At 74.7% G+C, this 19,077-nt stretch carries 17 protein-coding genes and 1 pseudogene; 12 read left to right on the plus strand and 6 right to left on the minus strand.

What is annotated here, in order from left to right; all coding sequences use genetic code 11:
• Positions 1–150: 150 nt before the first annotated feature.
• From ABZ836_RS26155 to ABZ836_RS26185, 7 genes are all read left to right on the plus strand, one after another.
• Positions 151–1,287, plus strand: a complete 1,137-nt coding sequence (locus ABZ836_RS26155) for a peptidoglycan bridge formation glycyltransferase FemA/FemB family protein (protein ID WP_361146060.1) — start codon at positions 151–153, stop codon at positions 1,285–1,287.
• Positions 1,288–1,493: 206 nt separating this feature from the next.
• On the plus strand, positions 1,494–3,083 hold the full coding sequence (locus tag ABZ836_RS26160; RefSeq protein ID WP_361146063.1) for an ATP-binding protein: 1,590 nt from the start codon (positions 1,494–1,496) through the stop codon (positions 3,081–3,083).
• Positions 3,083–3,520, plus strand: a complete 438-nt coding sequence (locus tag ABZ836_RS26165) for a roadblock/LC7 domain-containing protein (protein WP_356132114.1) — start codon at positions 3,083–3,085, stop codon at positions 3,518–3,520. Before ABZ836_RS26160 ends, ABZ836_RS26165 begins: the two co-directional genes overlap by 1 nt.
• Positions 3,517–3,873 carry a DUF742 domain-containing protein gene (locus ABZ836_RS26170; RefSeq protein WP_356132111.1) on the plus strand — a complete coding sequence of 119 codons (357 nt, stop codon included), beginning with the start codon at positions 3,517–3,519 and terminating at the stop codon, positions 3,871–3,873. The genes ABZ836_RS26165 and ABZ836_RS26170 overlap by 4 nt, the downstream gene beginning before the upstream one ends.
• 10 nt (positions 3,874–3,883) lie before the next feature.
• Positions 3,884–4,483 carry an ATP/GTP-binding protein gene (locus tag ABZ836_RS26175; RefSeq protein WP_356132108.1) on the plus strand — a complete coding sequence of 200 codons (600 nt, stop codon included), beginning with the start codon at positions 3,884–3,886 and terminating at the stop codon, positions 4,481–4,483.
• A 7-nt stretch (positions 4,484–4,490) separates the two neighbouring features.
• A complete protein-coding gene (locus ABZ836_RS26180) occupies positions 4,491–5,765 on the plus strand; it encodes a cytochrome P450 (protein ID WP_356132105.1) in 1,275 nt (424 codons plus the stop codon).
• Positions 5,762–7,006, plus strand: coding sequence for a cytochrome P450 (locus ABZ836_RS26185; RefSeq protein ID WP_361146068.1), 1,245 nt, complete (start codon positions 5,762–5,764; stop codon positions 7,004–7,006). Before ABZ836_RS26180 ends, ABZ836_RS26185 begins: the two co-directional genes overlap by 4 nt.
• A 193-nt stretch (positions 7,007–7,199) precedes the next feature.
• On the opposite strand, the gene ABZ836_RS26190 is transcribed toward ABZ836_RS26185, so the two are convergent.
• Entirely contained in the window at positions 7,200–7,916 is a 717-nt protein-coding gene (locus ABZ836_RS26190) for a type 1 glutamine amidotransferase (RefSeq protein ID WP_361146071.1), read from the minus strand.
• 295 nt (positions 7,917–8,211) lie between these two features.
• On the opposite strand from ABZ836_RS26190, the gene ABZ836_RS26195 reads away from it, so the two are divergent.
• A complete protein-coding gene (locus ABZ836_RS26195) occupies positions 8,212–9,258 on the plus strand; it encodes an aminoglycoside phosphotransferase family protein (protein ID WP_361146074.1) in 1,047 nt (348 codons plus the stop codon).
• Here the strand turns inward: ABZ836_RS26195 and ABZ836_RS26200 are convergent.
• Both ABZ836_RS26200 and ABZ836_RS26205 read right to left on the minus strand, forming a co-directional pair.
• Positions 9,248–10,261 carry a zinc-binding dehydrogenase gene (locus ABZ836_RS26200; protein ID WP_361146076.1) on the minus strand — a complete coding sequence of 338 codons (1,014 nt, stop codon included), beginning with the start codon at positions 10,259–10,261 and terminating at the stop codon, positions 9,248–9,250. The genes ABZ836_RS26195 and ABZ836_RS26200 overlap by 11 nt on opposite strands.
• Before the next feature lie 197 nt (positions 10,262–10,458).
• Positions 10,459–11,103 (minus strand): class I SAM-dependent methyltransferase, encoded by a 645-nt coding sequence (locus ABZ836_RS26205; protein WP_361146079.1) that lies wholly within the window; start codon positions 11,101–11,103, stop codon positions 10,459–10,461.
• Between the two features lie 42 nt (positions 11,104–11,145).
• On the opposite strand from ABZ836_RS26205, the gene ABZ836_RS26210 reads away from it, so the two are divergent.
• Positions 11,146–11,598 carry a flavodoxin family protein gene (locus ABZ836_RS26210; RefSeq protein WP_356132089.1) on the plus strand — a complete coding sequence of 151 codons (453 nt, stop codon included), beginning with the start codon at positions 11,146–11,148 and terminating at the stop codon, positions 11,596–11,598.
• A gap of 20 nt (positions 11,599–11,618) precedes the next feature.
• Here ABZ836_RS26210 and ABZ836_RS26215 read toward each other — a convergent pair whose 3' ends face one another.
• From ABZ836_RS26215 to ABZ836_RS26225, 3 genes are all read right to left on the minus strand, one after another.
• Entirely contained in the window at positions 11,619–11,999 is a 381-nt protein-coding gene (locus tag ABZ836_RS26215) for a hypothetical protein (protein ID WP_356132086.1), read from the minus strand.
• Positions 12,000–12,140: 141 nt separating this feature from the next.
• Positions 12,141–13,280 (minus strand): DNA polymerase III subunit beta, encoded by a 1,140-nt coding sequence (dnaN, locus tag ABZ836_RS26220; RefSeq protein WP_361146083.1) that lies wholly within the window; start codon positions 13,278–13,280, stop codon positions 12,141–12,143.
• 263 nt (positions 13,281–13,543) lie between these two features.
• Complete coding sequence (locus ABZ836_RS26225; RefSeq protein WP_361146086.1) at positions 13,544–14,746, minus strand: winged helix DNA-binding domain-containing protein; 1,203 nt, start codon at positions 14,744–14,746, stop codon at positions 13,544–13,546.
• 220 nt (positions 14,747–14,966) lie between these two features.
• Between ABZ836_RS26225 and rph the strand changes: the two genes are divergently transcribed.
• The 3 genes and pseudogenes from rph (at position 14,967) to ABZ836_RS26240 (ending at position 18,984) form a co-directional block, all read left to right on the plus strand.
• On the plus strand, positions 14,967–17,576 hold the full coding sequence (gene rph / locus ABZ836_RS26230; RefSeq protein ID WP_361146089.1) for a rifamycin-inactivating phosphotransferase: 2,610 nt from the start codon (positions 14,967–14,969) through the stop codon (positions 17,574–17,576).
• A gap of 79 nt (positions 17,577–17,655) precedes the next feature.
• A pseudogene (locus ABZ836_RS26235) lies at positions 17,656–18,630 on the plus strand (pirin family protein); the annotation flags it as partial.
• Positions 18,631–18,984, plus strand: a complete 354-nt coding sequence (locus ABZ836_RS26240) for a GNAT family N-acetyltransferase (protein ID WP_361146165.1) — start codon at positions 18,631–18,633, stop codon at positions 18,982–18,984.
• Positions 18,985–19,077: the final 93 nt, after the last annotated feature.

Raw genomic sequence — 19,077 nt, forward strand, 5'->3', positions numbered from 1 at the left:
CCGCCCGGGCGCGGGGCCGTTCGTGCGGAGTGTTGGTCCGGGAATGCGAGGGATGTCTGAGCCTACTCTGCAGCGTTCGTATCGGCTGATCATCGGACGCCGCGGGGCGGCAGCCCCGCAGGCAGGCGGTCCGGGGCAGGAGCGTGGTGCATGAGGTGCGAGGTTCGGACGATCACCCGCGAGGAGCATCTGGACTTCGTCCGGGAGCGGCCCTCGGTGAGCCATCTGCAGGTGCCGGCCTGGGGCGACGTCAAGGAGGACTGGCGGCCGCACTCGCTGGGCTGGTTCGGCCCGGACGGGCGGATGGCGGGGGCGGGGCTGGCGCTGCTGAGGCCGGTGCCGGGGATCGGGCGTTCCCTGGCGTACCTGCCGGAGGGCCCGGTCGTGGACTGGGACGACGACGACCTGGCCGAGGGCCGGCTCCGGCCGATGCTGGACCACCTGAAGGGGCTGGGCGCGTTCACCGTCCGGATGGGCCCGCCGGTGGTCTCGCGGCGGTGGAGCGCGGAACGGGTCAAGGAGGCGATCCAGGACCCGGCGGCGCACCGCCTGGCGGACGCGGAGCCGAGCACGCGGGACGAGCGGGCCGAGGCGGTCGCCGAGCGGCTGCGGCAGGCCGGCTGGCGACCGGCGGGCGAGGGCGGCTCGGGCGGCTTCGCCCTCGGCCAGCCCCGCCAGGTGTTCCAGCTGCCGCTGGCCGGTCGGTCGTTGGAGCAGGTGCGGAACGGGCTGAACCAGCAGTGGCGGCGCAACGTCAAGAAGGCGGAGAAGGCCGGGGTCAAGGTCGTCGAGGGTGACGGCGAGGACCTGGGCACCTTCCACCAGCTCTACCTCGAGACGGCGGAGCGCGACGGTTTCACGCCGCGGCCCCTGGAGTACTTCCGCCGGATGTGGGAGGCGCTGCGCGCGGAGGACCCGGACCGCATGCGGCTCTACCTGGCCTCGCACGACGGCGAGACGCTGGCGGCCGCCACCATGCTGACGGTGGGCGAGCACGTCTGGTACTCCTACGGCGCCTCCACCGCGCGCCGCCGCGAGGTGCAGCCCAGCAACGCCCTGCAGTGGCGCATGATCTCCGACGCCCACGAACGCGGGGCGGCCGTCTACGACCTGCGCGGGATCACCGACACCCTGCGGGAGGACGACCCGCTGCTCGGCCTGCTCCGGTTCAAGGTGGGCACCGGCGGTGAGGCGGTGGAGTACCTGGGCGAGTGGGAGTTCCCGATCAGCAGGCCGCTCCACAAGGCATTCGAGGTGTATCTGGCGACGCGGCGCCGGGAGGGCTGAACGACGGGTGGACGACCGGGGCTCCGAGAGCCCCCGAACCCCTCGCCCATGGTCAACATGATGTGACAAGTGGGCGATTGCCGGAAATCACTGATCAACCTCTCCTCACGATTCGGTCACCTCCAGGCAAGTCGCGACACACAACATCCCTATAGTGTCCGGGAGTTACCGCCCTGCTGCGCTCCGGCCTGCCGAGGAGTACGACGATGACCCTGTCCCGAGTTCGCTCGGTCGCGTTCGTCTGCGCGCTGACGAGCGGAGCGCTCGCCGGCGCCACGGCGTTCGTCGCACCGGCGGACAGCTCGGAGGCGCTGCTGTGGAGCGTCGGCGGCGGTGGCGCCCTGGTGACGCTCACCGCCGGGCTGGCCGCCTGGTTCCGCACCCGTGAGCTGCGCGCGGTCGAGCGGTACGCCGAACTCGAGGCGGACGCCGTGCGGTTCGCCGACACCACGCTCCCGGCGGCGCTCGCCCGGGTGGCCGAGGGCGCCACCGCGGAGCGGGTACTGGCCGAGTTCACGGCCACCGGCGGGCAGGCCGGACAGGCGCCCGTCCGGCCCGAGCACCTGCGGGCGCTGCAGGGGGCGGTCCGCGCCCTGAGCCGCAGCGAGGCCCGCCGTGCCGCCGCCCTGGCCGCCTGCGCCAACGCGGCCGGGCGGATGCAGGCCATCTCCACCTCCACCCTCGCCGAGCTGCGCGAGATGGAGGAGCGCCACCACGACGGCGACGTCCTGGCCGACCTGCTGCACGTCGACCACCGCACCGCGCAGGCCGGCCGGCTGGCCGACTCCATCGCGGTGCTCAGCGGCGCCCGCTCGGGCCGCCGCTGGGCGCGGCCGATCGCGGTGGAGTCGGTGCTGCGCGGCGCCATGGGCCGGATCGCCGGCTACCGGCGGGTGCGGCTGCGGGCCGTGCCGCCGACCCTCGCGGTGGCCGGCCACGCGGCCGAGGGCGTGATGCACGTCCTGGCCGAACTCCTCGACAACGCCTGCAACTTCAGCCCGCCCAGCACCGAGGTGCACACCTACGTCAGCGAGGTGCCGGCCGGTCTGCTCATCACCGTCGAGGACAGCGGGCTGACCATGAGCGAGTCGGCGCTGCGCCGGGCGGAGCAGGCGGTCTCCGGGCGGACGCCGGACCTCTCGTCGCTCACCGGCACGCGCCTCGGCCTGGCGGTGGTCGGCCACCTGGCGCGCAAGCACGACCTCAAGGTGTCCTTCCGCCCCTCCGCCACGGAGGGCACGGCCGCCCTGGTGCTGATTCCCCGTCACCTGGTCTCCCGCACCGAGGAGTCCGCCCCGGCCGCGGCGAACGCCGAGGCGGCCACGGCGGCGGCCGGCCGGAGCACCGACGCCGCGGGCCGGCCGCCCCTCGCGCGCCGCGCCGCGGGTGGCGCGATCCCCAGCCAGCGCACCCCGGCGGCCTCCCGGGCCGGTGCCGACCCGCTCCCCCGCCGCGTGACGGCCGCCTCCTCACCGGCCGCCTCCGCACCGGCCGGGGGCGGCGGAGCCGCGGGCTCGACGCTGCCCCGGCGCCGTCGCGGCCAGACCTTCGCCGCGGCCCACCCCGAGGGCCTGCCGGGCTCGCACGGTTCCGCGGGCGACGGCGACGGCGGCGGCCGGCCGGCCGCCCTCCCCCGACCGGCCGCGCACGGTGCGCGGTTCCACGCCTTCCGGACGGCCGTGACCGGCCGGGCCGGCACCGCGGACGCAGCCCCCCGCGCGTCCGACTCGGCGACCGCCGAGGAGAAGAAGCCCCGTGAAGACCCCGCAGGCGCCGACACCCGAGGAACCGACTGATGACCCACGACCACAGCCGCATCGCCGAGCTCACCTGGCTCCTGGAAGGACTGCTGGAACGCACCCCCGGAGCACGCCACGCCCTGGTGCTCTCCCGGGACGGCCTGAAGCTGTGCCACTCCCCCGAGCTGACCGTCGACCAGGCCGACCAGCTGGCCGCCATCTCCGCGGGCATCCAGTCGCTCGCCCAGGGCGCCTCGGCCGAGTTCGGCAGCGGTGACGGTGGTGTGCGGCAGTCGATGACCGAGTTCCACGGCGGGCTGCTGTTCATCGTCGAGGCCGGGGCGGGCGCCCACATCGCGGTCGTCGCCGAGGAGACCGCGGACCCGGGGCTGGTCGGGCACACCATGCAGGAGCTGATCGAGCAGCTCGGCGAGCACCTGAGCTCGCCGCCCCGGGAGGACTCCGAGACGGCCGTCCAGGCCGCCACGTCGTGAGCCGTCCGGGGCACGACGACCGGCCGGACCGGCTGTACACCCTCACCTCGGGGCGCAGCCGGCCCTCCCGGGAGGACCTGGACCTGGTGACGCTGATCGTCGCCGAGAGCGGACCGGCGGCCGGCCTGTCCTCGGAGCTCTCGGAGATCCTGCGTCTGTGCGTCCACCCCACCTCGGTGGTCGAGATCTCCGCCGAGCTCGGCCTGCCCGTGTCCATCACGAAGATCCTCGTCTCGGACCTTCTGGACGCGGGCCGGGTCACCGCCCGTCACCCGCGGTACACCGCCTCCGGCCGCCCGGAGCTGGACCCCGCCACACTGGAGAAGGTGCTCGTTGGACTCCGCGCTCTCTGAACCCCGGCCCGTGCCCGACGAGCCGCGCGCTCCGCTCGGCGACCGGGCCAGCAACGGCCTGAAGATCGTGGTCGTCGGCGGCTTCGGCGTCGGCAAGACGACCATGGTCCGTTCGGTCAGCGAGATCCGTCCCCTCAACACCGAGGAGACGATGACGCGGGCCGGCGTCCCCACCGACGACACGCGCCATGTACCGGACAAGACCGGAACGACGGTCGCCTTCGACTTCGGGCGGATCACGCTCGACGAGGAGACCGTGCTCTACCTGTTCGGCGCCCCCGGCCAGGAACGGTTCTGGTTCCTGTGGGACCGCCTGTTCGCCGGGACCATCGGCGCGGTGGTGCTGGTCGACGACCGCCGTCTCGACGAGTCGTGGTACGCGATCGACCGGCTGGAGCACCACGGCACGCCGTTCGTGGTGGCCCGCAACGACTTCGGCGGCCCTCCGCACAGCCTGGAGGAGGTCCGGGACGCCCTGGACCTGGACCCGGGCATCCCCCTGGTCGACTGCGACGCCCGGTCCCGGGAGTCCAGCAAGCAGGTCCTGCTGACGCTGGCCGAGCATCTGCAGACCCTTCATGGGGCCCGCGCGACGGCCCCCGCCCTGTGAGGACCGGATGAACACCCCTGCCCCAACCTCAGCGCACGGCGGCGTCTGCCCCGTGGACCTGCTGGCGGACGAGCGTTTCCACACCGCGCCGCACGCCCAGTACCGGGACCTGAGGGCCCGGTTCGGCCCGGTGGTGCCGGTGGAGTTCGCCGGTTTCCCGGCGTGGCTGGTCATCGGTTACCGGGAGCTGCACCAGGTCACCAGCGATCCGGAGCTCTTCCCCCGGGACGCCGGCCTCTGGAACCAGTGGCCGAACGTGCCGGCGGACTGGCCGCTGCGGCCCATGCTGGGCGAGCGGGTGCCCTGCGTGTACTTCACGGTGGGCGAGGAGCACCGTCGTCACACCCGGCTGGTGAACGCGGTGCTCGAGCAGACCGACACCTTCGAACTCCGCCGCGAGGTCGAGGAGTTGGCGGACCGGCTGATCGACGCCTTCTGCGGGCGCGGGCAGGCGGACCTGGTCGAGGAGTTCGCCGTGGCGCTGCCCACCCTGACGCTGGCGCGGCTGTGCGGCTTCTCGGACGAGGACGGCCCGCGCATCGCGCGGATCATCCAGCGGCTCTCCGACGCCGGTCCGGACGCCCAGAAGGCGAACGACGAGTACGGCGAGTGCATGCGGGAGCTGCTGCGCTCCAAGCGGGAGCTGCCCGGACCGGACGTCGCCTCCCGGATGCTCGCCCACGACAGCGGCGCGGACGCGCCGTTCACCGAGGAGGAGATGGTCTGGGACCTGCGAGCCGTGGTGGCCGCCGGTTACCTCCAGACGACGGACTGGATCGGCAACTCGATCCGGCTGATGCTCACCGACGTGCGGTTCGCGACGGCGCTGGGCGGGGCCCGGCACAGCATCGCCCAGGCCATGAACGAGGTGCTCTGGGAGGACACCCCCTCGCAGATGCTGCCCAACCGGTGGGCCGCCCGCGACACCACGCTGGGCGGACGCGTGCTGCGGGAGGGCGACCTGATCCTGCTCGGGTACGGCGGCGCCAACCTGGACCCGCACGTGCGCCAGGACCTGTCGGCCGACCGGAACGTGGTGGCGTCCGGCAACAGCGCCCATCTCTCCTTCAGCCACGGCGAGTACCGCTGCCCCTTCCCCGCCCAGGAGATCGCCGAGATCATCGCCCGGACGGGCATCGAGGTGCTCCTCGACCGGCTTCCCGACCTGGAACTGACGGTCCCCGCCGAGTCCCTGGAGCGCCGGCCCTCGCCGTTCATGCGGGGCTTCACGTCGCTGCCCGTGCGTTTCACCGCCGTCCGGACCGTTGGAGACCATCGATGAAGTGCCCGTACACCGGCGCCACGACGACCGTCGACCCCATCGTCATCGACCCGATGGTGCGGGACCTGGCAGGCGAGACCGCCCGGCTGGTCGCGGCCGGTCCGGTCGTGCCGATCGATCTGCTGGGCGTGCCCGCCTGGTCGGTGACCCGGCACGCCGTGGCGCGTGAGCTGCTGCTCGACCCCCGCCTCGTCAAGGACCTGAACGCGTGGCGGTTGTGGCGGGAGGGCGTCGTCACCCGGGAGTGGCCGTTGATCACCATGATCGACGCGGGCCGCTCGATGTTCACCGTGGACGGCGCCGACCACCGGCGGCTGCGCAGCAAGACCGCGCAGGCGCTGACGCCCAGACGCATCGAGGCGCTGCGCGACGACATCGCCGCCTTCACCCGCACGCTCCTGGACGCGATGGAGGAGGCGGGCCGTGACGGCGCGCCGGTGGACATGAAGGCGGTCTTCGCCCAGCCGCTGCCGATGCAGGTGGTGTGCCTGCTGCTGGACGTGCCGGAGGAGAGCCAGCCGTGGCTCGCCGACGGCTACAAGCGGTTCTTCTCGATGCTCACCCCGCACGAGGAGCGGCTGGAGATCCTGGAGACCTTCGACCGGTGGTACATCGACCTCATCCGGGAGCGGAAGGCGAACCCGGGCGACGACCTGCTCAGTGCGCTGATCCACAGCGAGGAGGGCGGTGAGCCGCTCGGCGAGGACGAGGTGCTCGGCAACCTGAAGGCCCTGGTGGCCGCGGGGCACGAGACCACCATCGACCTGATCACCAGCGCGGCCCGCGCCCTCCTGAACCACCCGGACCAGCTCGAACTGGTGCTGTCCGGCAAGGTCTCCTGGGAGGCGGTGATCGAGGAGACGCTGCGCTGGGACCCGGCCAACACCCACCTGCTGATGCGCTTCCCGACGGAGGACCTGACCGTCGGCGACACGGTGATCCCCCGGGGCGACGGGGTGGTCATGTCCTACCGGGCCATCAACCGGGACCCCGAGCAGCACGGCGCGGACGCGGACAGCTTCGACGTCACCCGCGAGCTGCCGATCCGTCACATGGCCTTCGGTCACGGCCCGCACATCTGCCCGGGCGCCGCCCTCTCCCGTCTGGAGGCGGCCATCGCCCTGCCCGCGCTGTTCGAGCGCTTCCCGCGGATGCGGATGGCCGTGGCGGACGAGGAGATCCAGAACCTGCCGGTGATGACGCAGAACGACCTCACCGCGTTCCCGGTGTTCCTCGGCTGACGCCCGGCCCGCCCGTCCCCGGAGCCCCGGCCCCCGGCGTCCGCGCCGCCGGCCGGGGCTCCGGCGCGTCCGGGCCCGGCGGCTTCCCGGACTCCCCGGGCGCCGCGACTCCCCTGGTGCCGGAGCTCCGGGCGCCGCGCTGGGGCGTGGGCCGGGGCGTGCGCCGGGGCGTGGGCGTCCCCGCCCGCCCGGGTCACCCGCGGTTCGCGGCCAGGCGTCCGAAGCGGTGGGCGACGGTGCGCCAGACCTCCGCGGCGGCCGGCTCGTCGCGCCGGGCGCGCTCCAGCAGCTCTCCGTGGTCGAAGCCGTTGCGGGCCAGCCGGTCGGGGTTCCAGTGGGCGATCCGCTCGGCGGCGACCTCGGGGTGGAACTGGACGCCCCAGGCGGTGGACCCGACCCGGAACGCCTGGTGGGGGCAGGTCGTGGAGCGGGCCAGCCAGGCGGCGTCGGGCGGCAGCACGGTGATGGCGTCCACGTGGTGCTCGATGGCGGTGACCTGTTCGGGCAGGCCGTGGAAGAGCGGGTCGTCCACGACGGCGGGCAGCAGGGTGAGCGGTGTGCTGCCCGCCTCCGGGGTGCCGTGCTCGGCGCGCACCTCCCCGCCCGCCACCTGGGCCAGGAGCTGGCCGCCCAGGCAGATGCCGAAGTAGGGCAGGCCGCTGCCCAGCGCCTCGCGGGCGAGGGCGCGCGCGGCGGGGAGCCAGGGGGCGCGTGCGTCGTCGTCGGGCATGAGCGGGCCGCCGAGTATCACCAGCGCGGCGTACCGGCCGGCCAGGCCGTCGGGCAGCGGGGCGCCGGTGTGGGCCTCCACCACCTCGCAGTCGAGGCCGGTCTCCCCCAGCCAGTCCTGCCAGCGGCCGGGGCCGCCACCGGGGAAGTTCTGGACGACGAGAGCGGTCGGACGGGGCATGGCGGGTCCTTTCGGCAGGAGGGGGCGGTGCGCCGGCTTCGGCGTCCATGATCCCCGGCCGTGACGGAGGTCCCGTCGGCGGCGTGCTGCGCGTGGGCCCGGGCCGGCCGAGGAGGGGACGGCGAGGACCGGTTCGGTGACGGCTGGCGCGGACGGTCACGGGTGGTCGCGCACGGTCGCGCACGGTCGCGCACGGGAACCGAGGGGGCGGCACGCTTCTTCCCCCCGCGCGGCGGCGGCTGCCAGGATGGCGGAGCCATCGGCGCGGGGTGGCGACCCGAAGGGGGAACGCACCATGTCCGAAACCGTTGCGGAGGAGCGGCGGCGGGAACGGCTCGTCGCGGCGCTGCGCGACGCCGGGGTCCGGTGGGGCGAGGTGACCGACTGCCGGATGCTCGGCGGCGGCACGTTCAGCTCCGTGTTCCGCGTCAGGACGGCGGACGGCGCCGGGCTGGTGGTGAAGCTGGCGCCGGCTCCCGACCGGCCCGTGCTGCGCCACGAACGCGGCATCCTCGCCACCGAGGCCTGGTACCTGCGGACGGCCCGTGAGCGCACGTCCGTCCCCGTGCCCACGGTGCTGGCGGTGAGCCCGCCGGGCGGCTCGGGCCTCGGGGACCATCTGGTGACGGCCGAATGCCCCGGCACTCCCTGGGAGGAGCTGCGGAACCAGGTCGACGCCGCCGGGCGGACGCGGCTGCGCCGGGAACTGGGCCGTCACACGGCCGCGTTGCACTCCGTCACCGGCTCGGACGGGTTCGGGCTTCCGGCGCTCCCGTTCGGCCCGCTGCGGCCGGTCTGGCGTGACGCCTTCCTGGAGATGGTGGACGCCGTGCTCGACGACGCCGGCCGGTTCGCGGTCTCCCTGCCCCGGCCCGCGGACGAGATCCGGAAGATCCTCGGCACGCGGAGCGACGTGCTCGACGAGGTGACGACGCCCAGGCTGGTCCACTGGGACCTGTGGGACGGCAACATCCTCGCCGAGCGCGGACCGCACGGGCCGCGCGTCACCGCGTTGATCGACGCGGAGCGCGCCTTCTGGGGCGACCCCGTCGCCGAGTTCGTGTCGCTGGGCCTCCTCCACGACATCACCCGGGACGAGGCCTTCCTGGGCGGCTACCGCGCCGCCGGCGGTCCCGTGGCGTTCGACGCCGCGGCCCGGGAACGCCTGGCGCTCTACCGCGCCTACCTGTACCTGGTCATGTGGGTGGAGGCCCGGCCCCGGAACTTCGACGCCGGGCATCTCGCCTGGCTGGAGCGGGACGTCCTCACGCCCCTGGGCCGGATGCTCGGCTCCTGGTCCTGGGGCGAGGACGCGCCGGAGCACCACTGGTCTAGGGGATGAGCACCAGGCGGATGGGGTTGCCCTGCTTCGCCTCCAGACGCTCCACCGCCCGCGCCGCCTCGGCGAGCGGCAGCGTGCCGCTGACCGACCGGGAGAACTCCAGGCGTCCCAGTTCGCTCAGCCGGACCAGGTCCGCCACGTGGCGCGGCTCGGAACCGTAGTGGCCCAGGATCTGCTTGCGCGCGTACTGGAACCGGCCGTCGTTCTCCACGGTGAGCGCGCCGCCGCTGATGCCGACCAGCACCAGCCGGCCGCCCGCGCCGAGGGCCTTGAGTGCCTGGACGCGCACCGGGGCGACGCCCGCGAAGTCGATGGCGGCGTCCAGTCCGAGCCCCTTGGTGGCGGCGGCGATCCTCGCGTCGAAGTCCGGGTCCCCCGGGTCCAGCGCGAGGTCGGCGCCGAACTCCAGGGCCCGTTCGCGGGCCGCCTCCACCGGGTCGACGGCGACGATCGGCGCCGCGCCCATGAACCGCAGCAGCTGCACCCCGTGCACACCGAGTCCGCCGACGCCCCAGACGCCCACGGACTCGCCGGCCTTGATGCGCCCGGTCCACTCGATGGCGCCCCAGGGGGTGGAGACCGCGTCGGGGATGATCGCGGCCTGTTCGTCGGGCAGCGTCGCGGGGATCGGCAGCAGTACCTCGGCGGGGGCGACGACGTACTCCGCCCAGCCGCCGTCGTAGTCGACGCCCATCGTCCACACCACGTCACCGACGTGCTTGCCCGCGCCGACGATGACGCGGGTGCCGGGCTCGACGCCGACGACGCCCGCGCCGAGTTCGTCGACCTCGCCGGCCACCTCGTGCCCGAGGGTGACCTCGTCGCCCTGGAGCAGCATGGGGCGCAGCAGGCCCTCGATCAGGTGGACGTCGGACAGGCACACGCCTGCCGCGCGCACCCGCACGCGCACCTCGCCGGGTCCCGGGTCGGGGACCGGGACCTCCTTGACGGCGAAGGTCCTGGTGGCGAAGTTCATCCGGCCCGCCAGCATGGTGCGGCTCATGACGTGCGTTCCTTCCCGTTCCCGGCCGTGGGGCGCGTGGGGCCGGAGCCTCGGGGACCTCGGCGGCACGGCCTGTTCGACGGCCTCGTCGACGTGCTCATGGAACCATGTGCCCGGCGGGGCGACCCGCATCGCCGCTCCGTCGCGCGGGCCGCCGGCCCGGACCGTCCTGGTGCTCCGCGGGACGCGGGCGGTGTTCAGTCCCGGACGCAGTGCAGGTAGAGGTGCGGCTCGGGCTCGCCGTCGGGGTGGGCCGGGGTGAAGAGCACGGACCGCTCCTCGACGATCCGCAGGCCCGTCCGCCGGGCCAGTTCCGCGAAGCCGTCGGCCGCGAAGCTGCTCACCCGCACCGGGTGGCCCATGAAGGCGTGCGGCACGTCGTCCACGTCCACCGGCACGGTCGCCAGCACGGCCGCGCCGCCGGGCCGGACGGCGCGGGCCAGGCGGCCCACCAGCTCCTCCTGCTCCTCGCGGGTCATCTGCAGCAGCGAGAAGTACACCGTCACGGCGTCGAACGACCCGTCGTCGAGCCGCAGTTCACGGACGTCGGCGAGCGTGAAGCGGGCGCCGGGGACCTGCCGGGAGGCGAGTTCGACCATCACCGGTGAGACGTCGACCCCCAGGACGTCGTGTCCGGCGGCGGCGAGCACCTCGGCGGTGGGCCGGCCCGTGCCGCTGCCGACGTCGAGGACGCTGCTGCCCGGGGCGAGCCGCCCCAGCAGCCACTCCAGGGAGGCGTGGTGCGCCTCGGAGCCGGCGAAGGCCTTCTCGTACTCGGCGCCCAGGGCGTCGAAGAGGGCCTCGGGGCGGGGGCGGGCGGTGCCGCCGTCGGCTTGGGTCATGGCGGCATCGTTCCACCGGGCGGGAGGGAGGACAATGGGGCCGTGCCCACCTTGCTGATCGTGCATCACACTCCTTCGCCGAGCTGCCAGGCCATGTTCGAGGCGGTCGTCTCCGGGGCGAGCGACCCGGAGATCGAGAACGTCCGGGTCGTCCGGCGGGCGGCTCTGGCGGCGACCGCCTCGGACGTCCTGGAGGCGGACGGCTACCTGCTCGGCACGCCGGCCAATCTCGGCTACATGTCCGGCGCCCTCAAGCACTTCTTCGACCAGGTCTACTACCCGTGCCTGGACGCCACCCGTGGCCGCCCGTTCGGGTACTACCTGCACGGCAACAACGACGTGACCGGCGCGGCGCGCGCCGTCGAGTCCATCACCACGGGGCTGGGCTGGAGGCGCGTCGCGGAACCGGTGACGGTGACCGGGGAGCCGGGCAAGGTCGGGACGGAGGCGTGCTGGGAGCTGGGCGCGACCGTCGCGGCGGGGCTGATGGACTGACGCGCCCGAGGCTCCCGCCGTCAGCACTTCTCGTCGGTGCGGACCACACCGAACTGGTACACCACGCGTCCGTCCCCGCCGAGCTGGTGCGCGGAGCAGACCGTCCACAGGGCGGGGTCCTCCACCGGCCGGTCCGCGCCGGTGGCGTCCGTGAAGCGGACGTCGGTGTCCTGGCCCAGCTGCTCCATCGCGCGCTGGGCGTTTCCGCCCTCCCAGTCGCCGGTCAGGTCCGCGAGGGTGCTCAGCGCCTCCGGCGGGGCGGCCGCCGCCGGGGAGCCGGACGCGGTGGTGCCGTCGGTCCCGGTGTCGGGCGCGGAGCCGCAGGCCGTCGCCCCCAGCAGGGCGAGGGCGAGCACGGCGACCGGGCGGGCGGTCCTGGAAGGTATGACGGTCTGGCGCATGGTCCCTCTCGGAACGGGGCCGGTGACGGCCGAGGACGGGAACGCCGGCCCCGGACGACCGTGCCGACGGTCACCGGGGGCGGGAAGATCGAACCCTACGCCCGCCGGGCCGGCCGCCCCGCGGCGGGTCCCCGGCGACCGTCAGGCCAACTGCCGCACCGACATCAGCAGATGACGGTGCGTCACCTCGCGCGAGGCGTCCTCGTCCCCGGGCACGCCGCTCAGCAGCACGCGCTGCCCGGGGCCCAGCAGCTCGAAGCGGATCCGGTCGGAGGTGAAGGTCTGGAGCGCGTCGAGGAGGTACTGGGGGTTGAAGGCGACGGACACCTCCGGCGCCCCGGTGAGGGCGGCCGGTATCCGCTGGGAGGCCACGTCGTCCTCGTACCCGGCCTGCAGCAGCAGGCGTCCGTCGGCGGAGAAGTCCAGGCGGATCGGGCTGTTGGGCTCGGCGACCACGCCTACCCGGCGCACCGCCTCGCCGAGCGGCCCGCGCTCCACCAGGGCCACCGAGGGGTCGTCGAGGGCGAACAGCTTGTCGGAGCGCGGGAGTCGGCCCTCCGGCAGCCGCAGGGCGCTGCGCAGGCCCGCCGCCTCGAAGGAGACCAGTCCGCTGCCGCCGCCCGCGTTCAGCCCCGGCCGCAGCGTCCCGGAGCGCGCGGCGGCCCGGGCGAGGTCGGTGAGCCGTCTTCCCGGCAGGACGGCCTCCAGGTCGTCGGCGGCCGCGTCGGGTTCGGGCTTCCACGGCAGGGAGCGCACGGCGTAGCGGTAGCGGTCCGACGCGCTGAGGGTGAGCCGGTCGCCGTGCGCGCGGAGCCGGACGCCGGTGAGGACCGGCAGGCTGTCGTCCCGGCCGGCGGCGACCACCACCTGGCCGACCGCGACCGCGAACTCGGCCGCGTCGACCTGGCCGCGTATCTCCGGGAGGGCCGGCAGCGCCGGGTACTCCTCCAGCGGCAGGGTGGAGAGGCCGAACCGGGTGCCACCGCCCTCGACCGTGAAGCGGGAGCCTTCCAGGGCGCAGGCGACCCTGCCCTCGGGCAGCACCTTGCAGATGTCCGCCAGACGGCGGCCGAGGACGAGCACGCGCCCCTCGGCGGCCGTGTCGGCGGGGGCGCCGGTCTCGGCGAAGGCCTCGTGGTCGAAGCCGGAGACCCGGAGGCGGCCGGTGCGGGCGTCCAGCAGCAGGCCGCCGAGCACCGGCACCGCGGAGCGCGCCGGCAGCGACCGGGCCGCGCAGGCCACGGCCTCCGCCAGCGCGCTCCGCTCGATCGTGAACTCCATGGCGCCCATCCCCCGTCGGTCGTCGGTCAGGTGACGCCCTTCACGCTACGGGCCACCACCGACAACGCCCGGTCCGCGAGGGCCGGGCCCGTCCAGCGGTCGGTGGCGCCCGCGTCGACGGCCTCCTTCCCCGGTCGGGGGTCACGCGGTCCCGGCACCCGGCAGCGCGTGCGGGCTCGCGGAACCGTCGACGCGGCCCTCGATGCCTTCCGCGACCTCGCCCTCTACGGCGGAGGACGACGCGCCCCGGTCCGGCCGCGCGGTCAGCCGCCGGTCGCGGCCAGTTCCTCCTCGAGCCAGGTGCGGCCGCGGGTGCGGGGGGTGATGCGGGTGCCGCCGAGGAGGGCGGTGAGGCGGTCGGCCTCGGCGGCCACCGCGGCGCGGGCGTCGGCTCCGACGTCCTCGAGGAAGCGGTGCACGACGCGACCGTCCGCGTCGGTGGCCCAGCCTCCGACGACACGGCCGTTCCACCACACGGACGGCCCGATGTTCCCCGCCCGGTCGAAGAGCCGGGGGCCGTGCGGCCCGAGGAACCACTCGCGCCGCTGCCAGCCCATCGGCGTGGGGTCCAGGGCGGGCAGCAGGGCCGCCCAGGGCTCGGGCTCCGGCACGTCGTCCTGGTCGTCGGCGAGCAGCAGTCCCGTCGTGCCGTCGAGGTCGACCTCCACCCGGTCGAGCCCGGCCAGGGCCTTCCTGGTCCGGGTGAGGGTCCAGCCCGTCCACCACTGGAGGTCCTCCGCGGGCGCCGGTCCGAAGGCCCGCAGCCACAGCCCGGCCAGTTCGGTCTCGGCGTCGGCGGCCGGGAGGTCGGCGAGTCCCTGCGGGCACCAGCGCTCCAGCGGCGACCACCGGTAGCGGTGGGAGGTCCACGACCCGCGGGGCCGCCCGCGCACCGCCCGGCCCTCCGCGGCCAGCAGGAGCAGCAGCCGTGCGGCGACGCTCGCCCGGGCCTCGTTGCGGCTGCCCCTGGCGAGCACCACCCGTTCGGCCAGACGGGGGTCGTCGGCGGCGAGTTCGGCGGCGGTGGCCTCGCCCCGCTGCCGCAGCGCGGCGAGCGCGGCCTCCTCGGCCCCGGCCAGCCACCGCCGCGCGCCGGGTTCCGTGCCGCCGCCGAGGCCGGAGTCGGCGAGCAGCGTGATCAGTTTCCGTCGTTCCTTGGCCGCGACCTCGCGGGAGCAGGCGGCCTGGAGGACGGCGGCCCGGTCGGGGGTGGTGACGAAGACGGTGCGGCGCATCGCCGTCAGCCGGATCAGGGTCCGGTCGTCGTGGAGCGCGCGCTCCACCTCGGCGACGCCGCAGTCGGCGGTCCGCGCCCAGCAGGAGAGGTGGACCGACGAGGGGTCCGTGCCGTGCAGCGCCACCATGGCCCGCGCCGCCCCGGCCGGGTCCTCGGCCCGTTCCCCGGGTGCCAGCAGGTGCCGTCGGCCCAGCCTCGCCCGGCGCTGTTCCGCCGTGACCGCCCGCATCCCGTCGTCCCCTCCTCGCCGGCTCCGCCCGGCGTTCGTGCGGCGCGTCGGCCTCGTCGGGCGCGCGCGGGAAAAACGAAAGGCAAGGAGAGCGCTCTCCTTGCCGTGCTCAACTTATAGCGCACCGGGGGGCTTGCCACAAGCCCCCGCGGGGGCCGCAGAATCCGTGGTCCGATCACACCGTGGTGCACCGGGCACGGCGGTTTCCGGAGGTGTCCCTGTGAGCGAGCAGTACGTGCTGGATCTTCGCGCCGTCGACGCGGCGGACCGGTCGTCGGTCGGCGGCAAGGGCGCCCGGCTGGGCGCGCTGTCGCGCGTCGAGGGGGTGTGGGTGCCGGACGGGTTCTGCGTGACGACGGACGCCTTCCGGCGGGCCCTGGCACAGGAGCCGTCGATCGGGGAGCGGATCGACCGGCTCTCCCGCATGGACCCGGCCGACCGGGAGTCGGTCGGTGAGTCGGCCGCCGCCCTCCGCCGGGCGATCGAGCGGATCGCCGTCCCGGACGACGTCGCGACGGAGATCACCGGCGCGCTCGCCCGGTACGGCGACGGGGCCGCGTACGCCGTCCGTTCCAGCGCGACCGCCGAGGACCTGCCGACGGCCTCCTTCGCCGGCCAGCAGGACACGTACCTGAACGTGGTGGGGCGTGCGGAGGTGCTCCGGCACGTCGTCCGGTGCTGGGCCTCGCTGTTCACCGGGCGCGCAGTGACCTACCGCCGCCGCAACGGCGTCGACGACCGCGAGGTGCGCATGGCGGTGGTGGTGCAGCGGATGGTCGGGCCCAGCGCCTCCGGCGTCCTGTTCACCGCCGATCCGGTCACGGGGAACCGGAAGGTCGCCACCGTCGAATCGGGGTTCGGCCTCGGCGAGGCGCTGGTCTCCGGCCTGGTGAACCCGGACGTCCACCGGGTGCGGGACGGCGAGGTCGTCGCCAGGACGGTCAACGCCAAGCACCGTGCGGTGCTCGCCCTGCCGGGCGGCGGCACGCGGGACGTGGAGGTCGGCGCCGAGCGGCAGCGGGTGCCGGCGCTGACGGACGCGCAGGTGCTGCGGCTGGTGGAGCTCGGGCGCCGCGTGGAGGCGCACTTCGGCAGCCCGCAGGACATCGAATGGTGCCTGGTCGGCGACGGCTTCGCCCTGGTGCAGAGCCGGCCGATCACCACCCTCTTCCCGGTCCCGGAGGCCGGCGACGGGGAGAACCACGTGTACGTGTCCGTCGGCCACGGGCAGATGATGACCGACCCCATGAAGGCCCTGGGACTCTCCCTGTGGCGGACGACGGCCCTGATCCCGATGCACGAGGCCGGGGGGAGGCTCTTCGTCGACGTCACCCGGCGCCTGGCCTCGCCCGCGAGCCGCGCCGCGCTGCTGGAGGCGACGAGGGTGGGGGGCGACCCGCTGGTCAGGGACGCCCTGGAGACCGTGCTCGCGCGCGACGGCTTCGTCCCGTCGCTCCCTGACCCGGCCCCCGCGGGCCCGCCCGCCGGTGGCCCGGTGGCCCCGCCTCCCCCGCTGGAGACCGATCCGGCGGTCGTCACCGAGCTGGTCGGACGCAGCGAGGCCTCGCTGGCGGCCCTGGAGCGCGCCCTCGCCACGCGGAGCGGTCCGGCCCTGTTCGCCTTCCTGCGGGAGGCGTTCGAGGAGCACAGGCAGGTGCTCGGCGATCCGCTGAGCCATCAGGTGATCATGGCGGGCATGGAGGCCACCTGGTGGCTCAACGACCGGCTGCTGGAGTGGCTGGGCGAGCGGAACGCCGCCGACACGCTGACCCTGTCGGCGCCGGGCAACATCACCTCGGAGATGGGCCTGGCCCTGCTCGACGTCGCGGACGCGATCCGCCCGCACCCGGAGGTGGTGGCCTTCCTGGCGGACGTCGAGGGCGAGGACTTCCTGGACGAGCTGGTGAAGCTGCCGGGCGGTCCCGAGGCGCGCGAGGCCCTGGACGCCTACCTCGACCGGTACGGCGTGCGGTGCGTCGGCGAGATCGACATCACCAGGCCCCGGTGGCGCGAGCGCCCGTCCACGCTGCTGCCCGCGATCCTCGACAACGTCAGGAACTTCGGGCCCGGGGCCGCCGCACGGCGCTTCGCGGAGGGACGGGCGAAGGCCCTGGAGAAGGAGCGGGACGTCCTGGCGCGGCTGCGCGCCCTGCCGGACGGCGACCGCAAGGCGGACGAGACCCGGCGGACGATCGAGCGGGTCAGAACCTTCATCGGGTACCGGGAGTACCCGAAGTACGACATCGTCCGCCGCTACTTCCTCTACCGGCGGGCCCTGACGGCGGAGGCGGAACGCCTGGTGCGGGCCGGGGTGATCGCCGACGCCGAGGACGTCTTCCACCTCACCTTCGAGGAGTTCGAGGAGGCGGTGCGCACCCACCGGGTGGACCACGGGCTCGTCCGGCGGCGCGCGGAGGAGTTCCGCGCGTACCAGGCGCTCACGCCGCCCCGGGTCCTCACCTCGGAGGGCGAGGCCGTCAACGGGTCGTACCGGCGGGACGACCTACCGGACGGCGCCCTGGCCGGGCTGCCGGTGTCCGCCGGGACCGTCGAGGGCCGGGCGCGCGTGGTGCTCGACCTGGCGGAGGCCGATCTCGCGGCGGGCGACATCCTGGTGACCGCCTTCACCGACCCCGGCTGGTCCCCGTTGTTCGTCGGCGTCGCGGGCCTGGTGACGGAGGTGGGCGGGCTGATGACCCACGGGGCGGTGATCGCCCGGGAGTACGGGCTGCCGGCCGTCGTGGGCGTGGACGGGGCCACCCGGCTGATCCGGGACGGGCAGCGGATCCGGGTGCACGGCACCGAGGGCTACGTCGAGATACTCGGCTGACGACGCCGGCCGCCCGCAGGTCCTGCGGGGCATACGATGGCCGGGAGGAACGATCACGGGCGGAAGCGAGGCGGGGCAGATGAGCAACACCGAGGTGCATCCTCCGGAGGTGCTGTGCACGTCCGCCCCGGGGCCCTCCACGCGGGTGGAGATCCTGACGCCGCGCTCGGTCCCGCTGGGCGGCCCACGGGCGATGACGGTGCGGCGGACGCTGCCGCAGCGGGCCCGTTCGCTGATCGGCGCCTGGTGCTTCGCCGACCACTACGGCCCGGACGACGTCGCCGTGACCGGCGGCATGGACGTGGCCCCGCACCCGCACACCGGGCTGCAGACGGTGAGCTGGCTGTTCACCGGCGAGATCGAGCACCGCGACAGCCTGGGCAGCCACGCCATGGTGCGGCCGGGCGAGGTGAACCTGATGACCGGCGGGTACGGCATCGCGCACACCGAGGTGTCCACCCCGTCGACCACGGTCCTGCACGGCGTCCAGCTCTGGGTGGCGCTGCCCGCCGAGCACCGTGACGCCCCGCGCGACTTCCGCCACCACGTACCGCGGTGCGTGGAGCTGCCGGGCGGCGCGGGCGAGGTCCGGGTGTTCCTCGGCTCGCTGCTCGGCGAGGTCTCCCCGGTGCCGACGTACACCCCGCTGCTGGGCGCCGAGCTGATCCTCGCGCCGGGGGCGACCCTGAGCCTGCCGGTGGACGAGCGCTTCGAGCACGGCCTGCTGCTGGACGCCGGCGCCCTCACCTTCCCGGGCGGCAGCCGTCTCGCACCGGCCGAGCTCGGCTACCTGGCGCCGGGCCGCACCACCGTCGACATCGCCAACCCGAGCACGGAGGAGTCCGCGCGGGTGATCCTGCTGGGCGGCCCGCCGTTCGGCGAGGAGATCGTCATGTGGTGGAATTTCGTGGGCCGTTCGCACGAGGAGATCGCGGAGGCGCGGGCCGGGTGGGAGGCGCACTCCGACCGGTTCGGCGTCGTCCAGGGCTACCCCGGTGACCGGCTGCCCGCACCGGCCCTGCCCAACATCCGTCTCCAGCCGCGGAGGAACCCCGTGCCGCAGACCCCGCCCGCCCCGGACGAGACCACCCAGGTCCGTCTCGCCGCCGAGGCGCACCGCTACGAGATCCTGGTGGAGGGCACGGTCGCCGGCTTCACCGAGTTCCGCGACCACGGCTCCCGGCGGGTCTTCTTCCACACCGTGGTCGACGACGCCTTCGCCGGACGCGGCCTGGCCTCGATCCTGGTCCGCGAGGCCCTGGAGCACGTGCGCGCCGGCGGCATGCGCCTGGTCGCCGTCTGCCCGTACGTGGCCAAGTACCTGACGAAGCACGACGGTTACCGCGACATCACCGACGAGGCGACCGACAAGGTGCGGGCCTGGCTCGCGGCCGAACTCGACGCCTGATCGCGGGCGTCGACGCGCCCCGTTCACCTGCCCGTCGTCTCCCGGGCGGCCGGCGGACGTCCGGAGCGCACGGACGGCGGGCACGCTCCCGCT

The organism is Streptomyces sp. NPDC047130 (assembly GCF_040643475.1).
Taxonomy (GTDB): Bacteria; Actinomycetota; Actinomycetes; order Streptomycetales; family Streptomycetaceae; genus Streptomyces.

Excerpts from the sequence above, each read along its gene's own strand:
- ABZ836_RS26160 (WP_361146063.1), top strand. The coding sequence starts at position 1,494 with ATGACCCTGTCCCGAGTTCGCTCGGTCGCGTTCGTCTGCGCGCTGACG.
- ABZ836_RS26215 (WP_356132086.1), bottom strand. The coding sequence starts at position 11,999 with ATGCGCCAGACCGTCATACCTTCCAGGACCGCCCGCCCGGTCGCCGTG.
- ABZ836_RS26185 (WP_361146068.1), top strand. The coding sequence starts at position 5,762 with ATGAAGTGCCCGTACACCGGCGCCACGACGACCGTCGACCCCATCGTC.
- ABZ836_RS26200 (WP_361146076.1), bottom strand. The coding sequence starts at position 10,261 with ATGAGCCGCACCATGCTGGCGGGCCGGATGAACTTCGCCACCAGGACC.
- ABZ836_RS26190 (WP_361146071.1), bottom strand. The coding sequence starts at position 7,916 with ATGCCCCGTCCGACCGCTCTCGTCGTCCAGAACTTCCCCGGTGGCGGC.
- ABZ836_RS26205 (WP_361146079.1), bottom strand. The coding sequence starts at position 11,103 with ATGACCCAAGCCGACGGCGGCACCGCCCGCCCCCGCCCCGAGGCCCTC.
- ABZ836_RS26195 (WP_361146074.1), top strand. The coding sequence starts at position 8,212 with ATGTCCGAAACCGTTGCGGAGGAGCGGCGGCGGGAACGGCTCGTCGCG.
- ABZ836_RS26180 (WP_356132105.1), top strand. The coding sequence starts at position 4,491 with ATGAACACCCCTGCCCCAACCTCAGCGCACGGCGGCGTCTGCCCCGTG.
- ABZ836_RS26165 (WP_356132114.1), top strand. The coding sequence starts at position 3,083 with ATGACCCACGACCACAGCCGCATCGCCGAGCTCACCTGGCTCCTGGAA.
- dnaN (WP_361146083.1), bottom strand. The coding sequence starts at position 13,280 with ATGGAGTTCACGATCGAGCGGAGCGCGCTGGCGGAGGCCGTGGCCTGC.
- ABZ836_RS26155 (WP_361146060.1), top strand. The coding sequence starts at position 151 with ATGAGGTGCGAGGTTCGGACGATCACCCGCGAGGAGCATCTGGACTTC.
- ABZ836_RS26225 (WP_361146086.1), bottom strand. The coding sequence starts at position 14,746 with ATGCGGGCGGTCACGGCGGAACAGCGCCGGGCGAGGCTGGGCCGACGG.